13 protein-coding genes and 1 pseudogene are annotated in these 14,890 nt (G+C 66.7%); 9 read left to right on the top strand and 5 right to left on the bottom strand.

All coding sequences use genetic code 11. The features are described from left to right. Positions 1–371, bottom strand: a pseudogene (locus RCJ92_RS08310) (hypothetical protein); the annotation flags it as partial. 79 nt (positions 372–450) lie between these two features. On the opposite strand from RCJ92_RS08310, the gene RCJ92_RS08305 reads away from it, so the two are divergent. The 4 genes from RCJ92_RS08305 to pdxS all read left to right on the top strand — a co-directional run bounded on the left by RCJ92_RS08305 (position 451) and on the right by pdxS (position 5,156). Continuing rightward, a complete protein-coding gene (locus tag RCJ92_RS08305) occupies positions 451–1,098 on the top strand; it encodes an ArsR/SmtB family transcription factor (protein ID WP_138926278.1) in 648 nt (215 codons plus the stop codon). A 108-nt stretch (positions 1,099–1,206) separates the two neighbouring features. After that, the gene (gene thrS, locus RCJ92_RS08300) at positions 1,207–3,219 is read left to right on the top strand and encodes a threonine--tRNA ligase (RefSeq protein ID WP_138926277.1); all 2,013 of its coding nucleotides are present in this window, start codon (positions 1,207–1,209) and stop codon (positions 3,217–3,219) included. Positions 3,220–3,336: 117 nt separating this feature from the next. Next, positions 3,337–3,894, top strand: coding sequence for an HIT family protein (locus RCJ92_RS08295; RefSeq protein WP_396276688.1), 558 nt, complete (start codon positions 3,337–3,339; stop codon positions 3,892–3,894). 353 nt (positions 3,895–4,247) lie between these two features. Further along, a complete protein-coding gene (gene pdxS, locus RCJ92_RS08290) occupies positions 4,248–5,156 on the top strand; it encodes a pyridoxal 5'-phosphate synthase lyase subunit PdxS (RefSeq protein WP_138174148.1) in 909 nt (302 codons plus the stop codon). Between the two features lie 747 nt (positions 5,157–5,903). Here the strand turns inward: pdxS and RCJ92_RS08285 are convergent. Further along, entirely contained in the window at positions 5,904–6,803 is a 900-nt protein-coding gene (locus RCJ92_RS08285) for an alpha/beta fold hydrolase (RefSeq protein ID WP_446754297.1), read from the bottom strand. Positions 6,804–6,973: 170 nt separating this feature from the next. Here RCJ92_RS08285 and RCJ92_RS08280 point away from each other — a divergent pair, with 170 nt between their 5' ends. After that, positions 6,974–7,531, top strand: coding sequence for a dihydrofolate reductase family protein (locus RCJ92_RS08280; RefSeq protein WP_446754296.1), 558 nt, complete (start codon positions 6,974–6,976; stop codon positions 7,529–7,531). Between the two features lie 54 nt (positions 7,532–7,585). Here the strand turns inward: RCJ92_RS08280 and RCJ92_RS08275 are convergent, their stop codons facing one another. Both RCJ92_RS08275 and RCJ92_RS08270 read right to left on the bottom strand, forming a co-directional pair. Beyond that, positions 7,586–8,347, bottom strand: coding sequence for a GNAT family N-acetyltransferase (locus RCJ92_RS08275; RefSeq protein ID WP_138926272.1), 762 nt, complete (start codon positions 8,345–8,347; stop codon positions 7,586–7,588). A 2-nt stretch (positions 8,348–8,349) separates the two neighbouring features. Further along, positions 8,350–10,362 carry a M3 family metallopeptidase gene (locus tag RCJ92_RS08270; protein ID WP_446754295.1) on the bottom strand — a complete coding sequence of 671 codons (2,013 nt, stop codon included), beginning with the start codon at positions 10,360–10,362 and terminating at the stop codon, positions 8,350–8,352. Positions 10,363–10,451: 89 nt separating this feature from the next. On the opposite strand from RCJ92_RS08270, the gene RCJ92_RS08265 reads away from it, so the two are divergent. Further along, complete coding sequence (locus RCJ92_RS08265; RefSeq protein WP_446754294.1) at positions 10,452–11,621, top strand: CapA family protein; 1,170 nt, start codon at positions 10,452–10,454, stop codon at positions 11,619–11,621. A 165-nt stretch (positions 11,622–11,786) separates the two neighbouring features. Here RCJ92_RS08265 and RCJ92_RS08260 read toward each other — a convergent pair whose 3' ends face one another. Next, entirely contained in the window at positions 11,787–12,629 is an 843-nt protein-coding gene (locus tag RCJ92_RS08260) for an aldo/keto reductase (protein ID WP_343830538.1), read from the bottom strand. A gap of 238 nt (positions 12,630–12,867) precedes the next feature. On the opposite strand from RCJ92_RS08260, the gene pdxT reads away from it, so the two are divergent. From pdxT to ruvC, 3 genes are read left to right on the top strand one after another with little or no spacing between them, the layout of a single operon-like run. Next, positions 12,868–13,479, top strand: a complete 612-nt coding sequence (gene pdxT, locus RCJ92_RS08255; protein WP_446754293.1) for a pyridoxal 5'-phosphate synthase glutaminase subunit PdxT — start codon at positions 12,868–12,870, stop codon at positions 13,477–13,479. Between the two features lie 4 nt (positions 13,480–13,483). Beyond that, on the top strand, positions 13,484–14,242 hold the full coding sequence (locus RCJ92_RS08250; RefSeq protein ID WP_138174132.1) for a YebC/PmpR family DNA-binding transcriptional regulator: 759 nt from the start codon (positions 13,484–13,486) through the stop codon (positions 14,240–14,242). A 14-nt stretch (positions 14,243–14,256) separates the two neighbouring features. Beyond that, positions 14,257–14,853, top strand: coding sequence for a crossover junction endodeoxyribonuclease RuvC (gene ruvC, locus RCJ92_RS08245; protein ID WP_138174130.1), 597 nt, complete (start codon positions 14,257–14,259; stop codon positions 14,851–14,853). Positions 14,854–14,890 lie beyond the last annotated feature (37 nt).

Raw genomic sequence — 14,890 nt, 5'->3', positions numbered from 1 at the left:
CCGGCCCCGGTCAACCCGCCAAGCACGATCAGCGTGGCCCGGTTCATCCGGTCGGCCAGGGACCCGCCCCACAGGGTCAGCCCCACCCGGACGGCCATGCCCAAGGCGGCCAGCAGTCCGGCCTGGGCGGGGGAGCCGGTCACGGCCAGCAGCAGCAGCGGGATCACGAACTGGTACACCGATCCGGCCAGCAGGGCGGAGGTGTCCGCCGCCCACCAGTGGCGGTAGGGGCCCTGGCGGCGCAGCGGCGGCAGGGCCGGCGCGGCGTTCTCCGGCACCCGCACGGTCCCGGGCCGCGCGCCGGGGTCCGGGGAAGGGGGCAGTGGCTCACCGGCGGTGGTGCCGGCGGCCGGGGCTGGGGTCGAGGTCATGACACCACCATAGGCTCGCAAATAATATTGCGCAATAGAATTTGCGCAATATTATTTGGGGGATTGCTATGCTGTTGCCATGAGCGAGGCCCCACGCAACGTCACCCTGACCACCCCGATGCTCAAGGCCATGGCCAACCCGCTGCGCCGGCAGATCTTCGACACGCTGGCCGCCATGGAATCGGCCCGCGCCGCCGACCTGGCCGAGGCGCTGGGGGTGGCCGCCAACAAGATCAGCTTCCACCTGCGCGAACTGGCCAAGGCCGGGATGATCGCCGAGGCCCCGGAGCTGGCCCGCGACAAGCGCGACCGGGTCTGGCGCCCGGCGGGGGACGCCTACACCACCGGCGAACCCGCTGAGCACGCGGGCACCGGATCCACCAGCGCCATGAACGCCTACCTCGGCCAGATCGCCCACGACGAGCAGCGCCGCCTGGCCGCCGCCCTGGCCCACGCCCAGCAGCACTACGCCTCCGACGGTGACATCGAGGCCAAGGCGCTGCTGAGCACCAGCAACCTGATGCTCACCCGCGACGAGGCCGATGAGCTGGTGCGCCGCATCGAGGCGCTGATCCCGGCCTTCCGCCAGGATCTGAAGGCCGGCAGGATCCCCAGCGCCCAACCCGAGCCGGCGCGCGAACTGTGGCACTTCTCCGCCCTGCTCTCGGCCGATGAACTGTTGAACAAGTCACATCAAGGCCCCGATTCGCCACAAACCCCGAAGTGAGCAGGACGCCGCCGGCCGGCTGAACTAAACTGGGTCGTGGCTGGCTGTGGCCAAGGTATGCCGCAAGCTATGAAGCCATTTTCGTTACGAAAGGTAGAACCCGATCTCATGAGCGAGCAGCTGACTCTCACCATCGACGGCGAGCAGGTACAGGTGGACGCGGGGACGACCGGTGCCCAGTACTACGCCGACCAAAAAGACGTGGTGGTCATGCACGTCGACGGCGAACTGCGCGACCTGTCCCGCGAACTGCACGAAGGCGCCACCGTCACCCGCGTGACCATCGCCGATCCCGAAGGCCTGGAGGTGCTGCGCCACTCCACCGCCCACGTGATGGCCCAGGCCGTGCAGCAGCTGCGCCCCGACGCCAAGCTGGGCATCGGGCCCTACATCACCGACGGGTTCTACTTCGACTTCGACGTGGAGGAGCCCTTCACCCCCGAGGACCTGAAGCAGCTGGAAAAGATGATGCTCAAGATCGTCAACCAGAACCAGCGCTTCGAACGCCGCGTGGTCACCCCCGCGGAGGCCAAGGCCGAAATGGCCGACGAGCCCTACAAGTGCGAGCTGCTGGCCAAGGCCGACGCCGATGACACCACCGGCGAAGGGGTCTCGGTGGAGGTCGGCGCCGGGGAAACCACCATCTACGACAACGTGGACCGCAAGAGCGGGGAAACGCTCTGGAAGGACCTGTGCCGCGGCCCGCACCTGCCGAACACCAAGCTGATCAAGAACGCGTTCGCGCTGACCCGCTCGGCCGCCGCCTACTGGCTGGGCAGCGAGAAGAACAAGCAGCTGCAGCGCATCTACGGCACCGCCTGGCCCACCAAGGAGGACCTGAAGGCCTACCAGGAGCGCCTGGCCGAGGCCGAGCGCCGCGACCACCGCAAGCTGGGCGCCGAACTGGACCTGTTCTCCTTCCCCGATGAGCTGGGCTCGGGCCTGCCGGTCTTCCACCCCAAGGGCGGGATCATCAAGCGCGAGATGGAAGACTACGTGCGCGACCGCCACATCGAAGAGGGCTTCCAGTACGTGGGCACCCCGCACATCTCCAAGGACGGGCTGTTCCACACCTCCGGGCACCTGCCGTACTACGCCGACACCATGTTCCCGCCGCTGCAGATCGACGAGGAGCGCGACGAGGACGGCAACATCACCCGCCAGGGCCAGGAGTACCGCCTGAAGGCGATGAACTGCCCGATGCACAACCTGATCTTCCGCTCCCGCGGACGCAGCTACCGCGAACTGCCGCTGCGTTTGTTCGAGTTCGGGCACGTCTACCGCTACGAGAAGTCCGGCGTGGTGCACGGGCTGACCCGCGTGCGCGGCTTCGCGCAGGACGACTCACACTCCTACGTCACCAAGGAGCAGGCCCCGGCCGAGGTCGAGCACCTGCTGAACTTCATGCTCTCGCTGCTGCGCGATTTCGGGATGGATGACTTCTACCTGGAGCTGTCCACCCGCGATGACAGCGACAAGTTCATCGGCTCCGACGAGCAGTGGGCCGAGGCGACCGCCGTGCTGGAGAAGGTCGCCACCGCCACCGGCGTCGAGCTGGTCCCGGACCCGGGCGGCGCGGCCTACTACGGGCCGAAGATCTCGGTCCAGGCCAAGGACGCCATCGGACGCACCTGGCAGATGGGCACCGTGCAGTACGACTTCAACCAGCCGGCCCGCTTCGGGCTGGAGTACCAGGCCGCCGACGGCTCGCGCCAGGAACCGGTGATGATCCACGCCGCGAAGTTCGGCTCCATCGAACGCTTCCTGGGCGTGCTCACCGAGCACTACGCCGGCGCCTTCCCGGCCTGGCTGGCGCCGGTGCAGGTGCGCGCGATCCCGGTCGCCGAGGCGTTCAACGACTACCTCGGCGAGGTCGTGGCCAAGCTGAAGTCCCATGGCGTGCGCGTGGAACTGGACGACTCCTCGGACCGCTTCCCGAAGAAGATCCGCAACGCGTCCAAGGAAAAGATCCCGTTCGTGCTCATCGCCGGCGGCGAGGACGCCGAGGCCGGGGCGGTCTCCTTCCGCTTCCGCGACGGCAGCCAGGACAACGGGGTGTCCGTCGACGAGGCGGTCTCCCGCATCGTCAACGCCATCGCCAACCGCGAGAACAACAACTAGCACGCCGTTTCAACACGCACGCAACCCGTGCGGGCCACGTTGCCCGGGCGCTGGCAGGCCACCGTGCCTGCCGCCCGGGCAGCGCTGCCGGCCGGGTGAGGGAAGGGATCCCACGGGATGCAGTATCCGGACGATGAAAAGGTCACCGACGATTTCGAGCTGGCCGGGGTGCCGGATTCGTTCCAGCGGCTGTGGACCCCCTACCGGATGGCCTACGTCAAGGGCGGGCAGCACCAGTTCCAGGACAAGGATGACTGCCCGTTCTGCGCCGCCCCGACCCGCAGCGACGAGCAGTCCCTGATCGTGCACCGCGGCCAGAGCTGCTTCGTGCTGCTGAACCTCTACCCGTACAACCCCGGGCACCTGCTGATCTGCCCGTACCGCCACGTGCCGAACTACGATGACATCACCGCCGAGGAGACCGCGGAAATGGGCGCCCTGGCCCAGCATTCGATGCGGGTGCTGCGCCAGGTCTCCAACGCCAAGGGCTTCAACCTGGGTATGAACCAGGGCCTGGCCGGGGGAGCGGGCATCAGCGCGCACCTGCACCAGCACGTGGTGCCGCGCTGGGGCGGGGACGGGAACTTCTTCCCGATCATCGCCAACTCCAAGGCCATCTCCGCCACCCTGGGCGAGGTGCGCAGCGAGGTCGCCAACGCCTGGAACCAGGTCTAGGCACAGCGCGCCGCGCAGACGGCCTCACACGCGAAGGCGTACCCGCGGGCCCGGAGCCACCAACCACCAGTTGGCGGTTCCGGGCCCGCGGTGTTCCCGGCGCACGATCGACGCCCCGCGGAACCTGCGAAGGGGATCTGGACTTGCTTCTGCGCCCTTTTCCGGGCCAGGCGGCAAAGCGAATCTGACCTGCGTTTTTTCGCGAGTGAATTGTTACGTCACCTAGGCGAATCGGGAGATAAATCTACGGGTTGCCGAATGTGACGCAACACCGGAGGGAAATGTTACGCGTCATCCTACGATTACTGGCGTAGCTCAGAAGTGCGTTCAGTGTTGGAAAGGAAAACGCCAGAATGTCTAACCCAGATCAGACCCCGTCGGCCCAGACCGGTTCGGACCGCGTGAAGCGCGGCATGGCCGAAATGCTCAAGGGCGGGGTCATCATGGATGTGGTCACCCCCGAGCAGGCGCGCATTGCCGAGGACGCAGGCGCCGTGGCCGTCATGGCACTGGAACGCGTTCCGGCCGACATCCGCGCGCAGGGCGGGGTCTCGCGCATGAGCGACCCGGACATGATCGACGGGATCATCGAAACCGTTTCGATCCCGGTGATGGCCAAGGCCCGCATCGGCCACTTCGTCGAGGCGCAGATCCTGCAGTCCCTGGGCGTTGACTACATCGACGAGTCCGAGGTGCTGTCCCCGGCCGACTACGAGAACCACATCGACAAGTGGCCCTTCACCGTGCCGTTCGTCTGCGGCGCCACCAACCTGGGGGAGGCGCTGCGCCGGATCAACGAGGGCGCTGCCATGATCCGCTCCAAGGGTGAGGCCGGCACCGGCGATGTCTCCAACGCCACCGGGCACATGCGCAAGATCCGCACCGAGATCGCCAAGCTGCGCGCGCTGCCGGAGGACGAGCTGTACGTGGCCGCCAAGGAGCTGCAGGCCCCCTACGACCTGGTCAAGGAGGTGGCCACCACCGGCAAGCTGCCGGTCGTGCTGTTCACCGCCGGCGGCATCGCCACCCCGGCCGACGCCGCGATGATGATGCAGCTGGGCGCGGACGGCGTGTTCGTCGGCTCGGGCATCTTCAAGTCCGGCAACCCGGCCCAGCGTGCCGAGGCCATCGTGAAGGCCACCACCTTCTACGACAACCCGGATGAACTGGCCAAGATCTCCCGCGGCCTGGGTGAGGCCATGGTCGGCATCAACGTTGCCGACGTGCCGGTACCGCATCGCCTCTCCGAGCGCGGCTGGTAAGCACTGAAAAACGACGCCACGGAGCCCACGCTGCCGAAACCGGAAAGCATGGGCTCCGTGGCGTATTTTGACCCAGGTACTTATTTGATAATTAAAAGGGCTGAGGTAATGTGCTCATCGCTCCTCACCTCGGTGGCGCCATTCGACGCGTCTGGAATGAAAACGACCGGAAGTCTTTCCTTTTGACGGGAGATCCGGAATCGCCTGTACAACATCTTTAGCGGGGAGAAGACGGTGCAGGGCACTATGGTCCATTTCGTAAAAGTTGTTGGAATTACTGCGAGCTTTATCCTTCTATGAGCATGTTTTGTCGGTCGCCAGTAGTGGCAAAATGCAAGCGGCGCGTCGCTATCGTTACGGCAGGGTAAGAGCTGTGACCGCTACGGGCCATGTCCTTCGCGTCTGGCCTTCGGAGTCATTGAACTGAAGGGCAGTTCGTTTCTAGTAGCCACCTGATAATCCTCGTGAGCGGAAGTGATGGGGTAGCGTGGTTCGGGATGAAGAAGAATCAAACCTGGACATTAGTAATGGGTATCGCGCTCGTACTTTCCATGGTCCTTGCGTGGAACGAGCGTATACCTGATCCGTGGGGTCTATATATGGTCTTATTGTCAATGCTCGGACTGATGATCGCCATTGTTTTTTCGAGCTGGCAATTTTCGGTAACGGGGCGAAAGCGCAACAAGGACAGCTAACCTCTTACCCATCACGCCTCGACACCGCCTACATGGCAACGGTTCACGGTGCCTATTCCCCGAAGAAGTCCATGATGAGTTTGATGGTCGCGTTGGGCGCCTCGTCCACCACGTAGTGACCGGCGTTTGGAACAGCCGCCACACGTACGTCCCGACCAAGCGTGCTTGGATCCGCGAAGAGCTTGTCGACGACGTGCGGCGGGAAGCCGACATCTTTGGTGCCGAACACAAAGAGCGTTGGCATGGCAAAGCGCTGCTGGCGGTATGCCCCGCGGGTAATCCGCGCTAGCTCGGGCAACACGATTCTCTGGCACAGGGGAGTGCTGCCCCGCGAGAATTCTGAATCACGCAGCAGCGATACATAGAATTCAACGACTTCCGGCGCCAAGGGCTGAGCAGCAAAATGCGAGAACAGCCATCGCGGCAAGTAGTTTCCACGCAGCAGGGCTGGCCCCAGGCCCGGTATCGCCAGGACTTCCTGGTGCCACAGATGCCGCATGCCTGGCAGCAGGTCGGCGGTGAACCGCATTTGCGGCGGCGGAACGGAGAAGAGAATCTGGGCGCGGAAGCGTTCGGGGTGATCCAGTGTCAGATGATACGCGCTGATGGCCCCCAGGTCGTGGCTGACCAGCCTGACTTGGTCCAGTCCCAGCCGATCCAGCAGGAACAGGATGTCCTCGGCGCGCCGGGTGCGGTTCATTGACTTGGTGGGCAGCTCACTCCAGCCTTCTCCCCGCAGATCCGGGGCAATTGCCTGGTAGCCGTTCGCGGCCAGCGCCGGCATCACCTCGCGCCATTCCCACCAGGACTGTCCGAACCCGGAGAGCAGCAGTACCGGCTGTCCGTGGCCAGCACTCACGATATGCATCCGGCCGTCGGGCAGGTCCACGTACTGGTGCTCCACCCCGGAAACTTCCGGCAGGGCCGGTCTGGATGTCATTGTCAGGGCCATGATGCGCCTCCCTTGGCGGCAAGCGATGTAGTAGGCCAAGTGTACGCCGCGAGCCACTACGAAAGTAGTAGAATCCGCTCAAGATCTCCCAATTTAATGCCTCCAGGCGCGCGCGGCTGGCTCCTTCGGTCCCGTTGGCCGTCAACGCTCTGCCTGTCTACGCTGAGAACATGTCATCGATCATTTACGACCTGGCCATGAGCCTGAACGGGTATATCGCCGACCGTCATCATTCCCTGCAGTGGCTCTTTGAGGTGCCTGGCGCCCAGGAGCCGGACCCCTCACTGTTCCCCTCGGATGCGGCAGTCCACGTCGAGGGATCAAGCACCTACCTGTGGATGCTGGAGCAGGAGGAACTGCTGGAGAACCCCGAACGCTGGCAACAGCTCTACGGGCAGAAGCCGACCTTCGTCTTCACCAGCCGTCGGCTGCCAATTCCCGAGGGCGCCGATGTGCGGCTGGTCAATGGCCCGGTGCAGGAGCACCTGGAGCAGATCCGGGCCGCCGCGAACGGCGGGGACATCTGGGTGCTTGGCGGCGGGGAGCTGGCCGGACAATTTTTCGATGCCGGCGCCCTGGACCGGATCGCGTTGACCATTGCCCCGGCAGCCCTGGCCGCAGGCGCCCCGGTGCTGCCCAGAAACATCAAGGCCGGCCGGTTGCGCCTCATGGAGGCGAAACCGGCCGGCCCATTCGCGCGGCTCGTCTACGAGGTCCGTTCCGCTTAGCGGCTCTCGGCCTGCCGCGGGGCACCAGGCACCGCGGCAGGCCATCCAGGCTGGTTACCAGCTGCGCATGATCAGGTGGCGACCGCGGCCCAGCAACCGCAACCCGTTGTGGGTGAAGAACTCGGCGCTGCGCGGGGTCGCGGCGGCCAGCAGCTCCACCGGTTCGGTGTCGTCCATCGGGTTCAGCGGATTGATCATCGACCGGGAGAGCCCGTGCAGCAGCGCGGTGCCCACCCCCTGGCGCTGGTGGCTGGGCGCCACCGCCAGCGAATGCACCATCAGCTGGCCCTCCAGGCCCTGCTGGACGAAACCGCGGCCAACGATCTCATTCTCCTCGGTGCGCGCAACCGCGTGTTCGATGCGGCGCAACGCCGGGTGCCCGGAGCTCAGCCCGGTTTCCAGGTTCCGCCACAGGCTGGTTACCTCCAGTTCCTTGGCGTCGGCGCCGCTGGCCTCGGGTACGTTCGGACCCAGACGGATCTTGCCCTTCCACTGTTCGTGGGGGATTGCCAGGTAGCCGGCGTGCCAGGAGACCTGCGCGTTGTCGGTGAACCCGGCGTCGAGCAGGTTCTCGGACGGGGCCCCGGAATTCAGCCAGGCCTCCACGCGGCGGGCACCAAGCCGGCGCCCCTCGGCCAATCCCGGACGCAGGCCCGCCGGTTCAGGATGTTCGGGGAAGAGCAGCAGCAGGCGCTTGCGCACCGGCTGCCACACCCATGAACAGCCATGGGTGGTAAAGATCTTTCCCCCGGTGGCAACGGCCAACGCCTGGTGCCAGTGGGTCAGAGCGTCCTGGGCGGAAGCAATTGTCGTCATATTTATGCGTTCACCAAGCCTCGACGGCGCAGCAGCGGCTCAACCCGCGCGGCGCGGCCACGGAAGTTTTCGTAGGATTCAAGCGGTTCGCGCGTGTTTCCCCGGCTGAGCAGCTCGGCGCGGAACCTCTCTCCATTTTCGCGCATGAGCCCGCCATTTTCGGTGAACCACTCCACGGTGTCGGCATCGAGCACCTCGCTCCAGATGTAGGAGTAGTACCCGGCGGAGTAGCCGTTGGCGAAAATGTGCTGGAAGTACCCGGTGCGGTAGCGCGGCGGGATCAAATCCGGGTCGAACCCGGCGTTGGTGAGCGCCTGGCGCTCAAATTCCTGCGGGTCGCCCACCTGCTGGCCGGCCGGCAGGGTGTGCCAGGCCCAGTCCAGGACACTGGCGGCCAGGTACTCGGTGGTGGCAAAGCCCTCGCCCCACAGCTCGGCGGCGCGGATCTTCTCGATCAGCTCCGCCGGTAGCGGCTGCCCGGTTTCGTGGTGCCGGGCGTAGTTGCTGATCACCTCCGGGTGCAGCACCCACATTTCGTTGACCTGGGAGGGGAATTCGACGAAGTCGCGGGGCACCGAGGTGCCAGCCAGCGAGGCGTACTTGCCGTTGGAGAACAGCCCGTGCAGCGCGTGGCCGAACTCGTGGAAGAGGGTGCGGGTCTCATCCAGGGTCAGCAGGGCCGGCTGCCCGGCGGCCGGCTTGGTGATGTTCAGCGTGTTGGTCACCACCGGCAGCTCGTCCAGGTCGCTGGCCGCATCGCGCAGCGAGGTCATCCACGCCCCGCCCTTCTTCGTCTCCCGTGCGAAGAAGTCCCCGGTGAACAGTCCCAGCGCGCTGCCGTCGGCGTTGGAAACCTCCCACACCCGCAGGTCCGGGTGGTAGGCCGGCAAATCGGTGCGTTCGGCGAACGTGATGCCGTACAGCTTCGTGGCGGTGGCGAACACGCCGTCGCGCAGCACCCGCTCCAGCTCAAAGTAGGGGCGCAGCGCGGCCGAATCCAGCGCGTAGCGTTCGCGCAGCACGGCCTGCGAGTAGTAGCTCCAGTCCCACGCGTCGATGCGATCCACCCCGGCGACCTCGGCCAGGGCCTGGGCCTCGCGGCGGGCGTTGGCGGTGGCCGCCGCGCTCAGGTCGGCCAGCCGCTCGCTGACCGCGGCGGTGCTCGGTGCGGTCGCGTCGGCCAGCACCGCGTCCGCGTGCGTGGCAAAGCCCAGCAGTTGGGCCCGCTCGGCACGCAGCAGCGCCATGTCCCGGGCCAGTTCCAGGGTGTAGGGGGTGTCCAGCCCGCGGGTGAGGGAGGCTTCAAAGACCTTGCGCCGGGAGGCGGCGAGCTGCAGCTGCGCCATCACCGGCTGCTGGGTGGGGGAGAGCAGCGGGATCAGGTACCCCTGCTCGTATCCGGCCTCGGTGGCCGCCTGCCGGGCGGCGGCGATCGCGGCCTCATCCAGCCCGGCCAGCTCGGCGGCGTCCTCGAACAGCACGGCGTGGGCGTTCTGCGCCTCCAGGGCGGCGGCGGAGAACCCGGTGGACAGATCGGAGATCTGGGCGTTCAGCTGCTTGAGCCGTTCCTTGTCCGTCCCGGACAGGGTGGCTCCGGCCAGCCGGAAGCGGGTCAGGGTTTCGGTCGCCAGACGCCGGTCCTCACCCCCCAGCTGTTCAACATCGAGCTGGTTCAGCCGTTCGTAGAGGGGGCCGTTGAGCTGGATCTCGTCCTCTTGGCGGGTGTAGAGTCCGGTGATTTCCTGCTGGACGGCACGGATTTCCTCGGTGCCGTGGGCCGAGAGCACGCTGAAGTAGGTCATCAGGGCCCGGCGCAGGATCTGCCCGCTGCGCTCCAGGGCCAGGAAGGTGTTCTCGAAGGTTGCCGGGTCCGCGTTGGACAGGATCACCTCGATCTCCTCGATCTGGACGGTCGCGCCGATCCTGGCCGCCTCCAGGTAGTCGTCGGCGCCCAGCGCGGAAAAGTCAGGCCACTGGTAGGGCAGTTCGCTGCGTTGCAAGAGGGGGTTCACCATAATCAAAGGTTGTCATATTCACCGCCCATTCGCGGGCATTTACGCGAAGCGGTCCAAGGCGTCCTGGCCGATTGCGTACGCTAAGAGGCATGAAGCTTCGAGCCCTGAGCCTGCTGGCCGGCGCGGCCCTGCTGGCCGGTTGCGCCACCGTTCCCGATCCCGGCACCCCCGCCCCCTCCGGTGCCGGCACGGCGCCTGCCCCCACCACCGCAACCGGGACGCCGCAGGAAACCGAGCCGGAGCCCAGCGCCGAACCGCAGTCCTTCTCCCTGGCGTTGACCGGCGACGTGCTGCTGCACCCGCGGCTGCTGCGCGAGGCGAACACCGGAGGGCAAAAGTATGATTTCTCCCCGCTGCTGGCCGGGCTGGAGCCGTACATCCAGGACGCGGACGCGGCGCTGTGCAACCTGGAAACCCCGATCGGGGTCCCGCCCTACAGCGGCTATCCAATGTTCACCGTCCCGGCGCAGATCGTCACCGACCTGAAGCAGGTCGGCTATGACGGGTGCACCACCGCCACCAACCACACGGTGGACGCCGGCACCGCCGGGGTCAAGCGCACCATCGACACCCTGGAGCAGGCCGGGATGTTCTCCACCGGCTCCTACCGCACCGCCGCGGAGGCCGAGGCCCCGCCGATCATGGAGGTCGACGGGGTCAAGCTCGGGGTCATCGCCGGCACCTATTCGCTGAACGGGATGAGTGCGGACACCGACTGGCGGGTGGACACCGACATCTCCGCGGCTTCCCTGATCCAGCGGGCCAAGGATGCCCGCGAGGCGGGGGCGCAGGTCGTGGTGGCCGCCGTGCACGACGGCGCGGAGTACACCAACCGCCCCACCGCCGAGCAGCGCAAGCTCGGCCGGGCGTTGGCCGCCTCCGGTGAGTTCGACTTCATCTACATGCACCACACCCACTCGGTGCTGCCCATCGAAAAGCACAAGGGCACCTGGATCGTGTATGGGCTGGGCAACTCGGTGGCCAAGCACGCCACCCCGACCGTGCTGAACCGGGAGGGCATCAGCGTCAAGGCCACGTTCACCCGGCAGCAGGACGATGACTGGTCGGTGAGCGAACTGGCCTGGGTGCCGCACTTCTTGACCGAGGACCCGGTGCGCTGGTGCCAGGTCGCCGAGGCCAGCCGGTGCGTGGAGGACGGGCAGGCCGAAGCCAGCCGGGAACGCAGCACCAAGACCGTGGACGCCTACGGGGCGTTCAAGGACGGACTGGTGCCCTGGGAACCGGCCGGCACCAGGTAGCACCCGGCGGCGCCAGGGAACTGCGCCCCATCCCGCCAACGGCACTCACCGGGCGGGGGACTATCCGATCCGAGTCGTTGCCCTCGTCGGCCCGCATGACCCTGGTGGGCCCTGGTGGACCCTAGTGCCCGAAGCTCTCCGAATCCTGGCGGGCCCTGGTGGACCTTAGTGCCCGAAGCTCTCCGAGTCCTGGCGGGCGTGCTTGCCGGTGTCCAGCGAATTGATCCGCTCGATCTCCGCGTCAGTCAGCTCGAAGTCGAAGATGTCCAGGTTCTGCTGCTGCCGCTGGGGGTGCGCGGACTTCGGGGCGGCGGCGATGCCCTGCTGTACGTGCCAGCGCAGCGTCACCTGGGCCGGGGTCTTGCCGTACTTCTGCGCCGGCTCGGTCAGGGCCGGGTTGTGCAGGAACGCGCCGCCGCGTCCCAGCGGCGTGTACGCCTCGGTGCGGATCCCGTGCTCCCGGTGGAACTGCTGGGCCTGCGGGTTGCGGTATTCCGGGTCCAGCTGGATCTGGTTCACCGCCGGGGCCAGGCCGGCGTCGAACAGCTGCTGCAGGTGCTTGGGCTTGAAGTTCGACACGCCGATCGCCCGCACCTTCCCCTCGGTCTGCAGCCGGGCCAGGCCTTCGAACGCCTCCACGAACGTGCCCTGCTCCGGGTTGGGCCAATGGATCAGGAACAGGTCCAGGTAGTCCACCCCCAGACGCTGCACCGAGTTCTCGAACGCCTGACGCACCCCATCGATGCTGTGCCATTGCCTGTTGAACTTGGTGGTGATGAACACCTCCTCGCGCGGCAGCCCGGAGCGCCGGATCCCCTCGCCGACCCCGTCCTCGTTGTGGTAGTTCTCCGCGGTGTCCACGTGCCGGTAGCCCAGCCGCAGCGCCCCCTCCACCGCGTGGGCGGCCTCCGCGCCCTGCATCGGGTAGGTGCCCAGGGCGATCGCCGGCATCATCACGTCGCCGGGCAGCTGGAAATGGGTTGTGGAATGGTTCGTGGCATCGGTCATGGTCAAAACTCCCCGCTCTTCTCACCTGGGCGTAGCTGTCCCTGCGAACCTACCAAGATTGCCGGCCCGCGCCAATCAGCAACCAGCCGGCGCCCAAGCGCCCCGAAAGCAGGGCAAATGCGGCGGAAACCCGGTGCGACACGCCGAGGAAAAAACGCCGGCCGCCCCGGCGCGGGCTTAACCTGATGTGCGCGCACCCGCCGGTGCGCGCACCACACCACCGCAGGAAGGCAGGCAGATGACCCGCATTGGGGTACTGGCGCTGCAAGGCGATTTCCGCGAACACCTGCAGGCGCTGATCCGGCTGGGAGCCGCGGCGCTGCCGGTGCGCACCCCGCAGGACCTGGAGCACCTGGACGGGCTGGTCATCCCCGGCGGAGAGTCCTCGGTCATCGACCGGCTCTCGCGCAACTACGGCCTGGCCGAGCCGATCCGTTCGCTGATTTCCTCCGGCCTGCCCGTGTACGGCTCCTGCGCCGGGATGATCATGCTGGCCGACCGGATCGAGAACCCGGCCATCTCGGCCACCGGGCAGGCGCAGCGCAACTTCGGCGGGATCGACATGACGGTGCGGCGCAACGCGTTTGGCCGCCAGGTCGACTCCTTCGAGTCGGTGCTGGAATTTGCCGGACACAGCTTCGAGGCGGTGTTCATCCGCGCCCCCGAAGCGGTGCAGGTCGGCCCCGCCGTGCAGGTCCTGTCCACCGTCCCCGGCCAGAATCGGGCAGTTCACGATAGAATTGTTGCGGTACGACAGGAAAATTTATTGGCGACCTCATTTCATCCCGAGGTCACCGGCAGCAATGCCATCCACGAGTTTTTCATCCACATGACGCAAGGAGACGCTTAACACCATGGCAGGCCACTCCAAATGGGCAACCACCAAGCACAAGAAGGCTGCGATTGACGCCAAGCGCGCCAAGGCCTTCGCCAAGTACATCAAGGGTATCGAAGTTGCAGCCCGCACTGGTGGCCCCGACCCCGCCGGCAACCCGGCGCTGGAACTGGCCGTCTCCAAGGCCAAGAAGAACTCCGTGCCCAATGACAACATCGACCGCGCCATCAAGCGTGGTGCCGGGCTGACCGGTGAGGTCATCGACTACACCGAGATCATCTACGAAGCGCGCGGCCCGCAGGGTTCGGCGCTGCTGGTCGAATGCCTGACCGACAACAAGAACCGCGCCGCCTCCGAGGTGCGCGTGGCGATCACCCGCAACGGCGGGACCATCGCCGACCCGGGCAGCGTGAACTACCTGTTCTCCCGCAAGGGCGTGGTGCGCCTGCCGGTCGGGGAGCTGAGCGAGGACGACGTGCTGATGGCCGTGCTGGACGCCGGCGCCGAAGAGGTGCAGGAGGCCGACGGCAACTTTGAGGTGATCTCCGAGGCCGCGGACCTGCGTGCGGTGGCCACCGCCCTGGACGAGGCCGAGATCGAGTACGAGTCCGACGAGGTTGAGTTCCTGCCCTCCATGAAGGTGGAGCTGGACGTGGAGGCCGCGAAGAAGTTCGTGCGCCTGTTCGACGCCCTGGAGGAACTGGACGACGTGCAGAACGTATACACCAACGCGGACCTGTCCGACGAGGTCCAGGCCGCCCTGGCCGAGGACGAGTAGGGGCCGGCAGTCACTTGACGCTCCGCGTAGTCGGCATCGACCCCGGCCTGACCCGTTGCGGGCTGGCCGTGGTCGACGTCGAACCCAACCGCAAGGTCACCCTGGTGGACGTGTCGGTCGCCGGCACCCCGCCGGGCACCCCGCTGGACCGCCGGCTGCTGACGATCGCCGAGGCGATCGACGCCTGGCTGGAACAGCACCGCCCGGACGTGCTGGCCATCGAGCGGGTGTTCTCCGCGGTCAGCGTGACCACCGTGATCGGCACCGCCCAGGCCTCCGGGGTGGTGATCACCGCTGCCGCCCGGCGCGGGATTCCGGTGGCGATGCACACCCCGACCGAGGTCAAGGCCGCGGTCACCGGCAGCGGGCAGGCGAACAAGAACTCGGTGGGCAAGATGGTCGCGAAGATCTGCCGGCTGGATTCCCCGCCCAAGCCCGCCGACGCGGCGGACGCGGTGGCCCTGGCCATCGCCCACGCCTGGCGCGGCGCGGCGGTCGGCTCCAACGCCTCGGCCTCCGCCGGGCGGGTCGGCTCCACCCAGCTGACCACCGCCCAGCAGGCCTGGATCGCCGCGGAGGCCTCGGCCAAGCGCCGCGGCACCGGACGCTAATCGATATTCGTACATATCTTCGATATGCTGGGGATGT

The sequence above is a fragment of the Glutamicibacter sp. BSL13 genome, from assembly GCF_052928425.1.
Note: the sequence above shows the minus strand (reverse complement) of the source record. Positions and strands in the feature narration are given on the sequence as shown.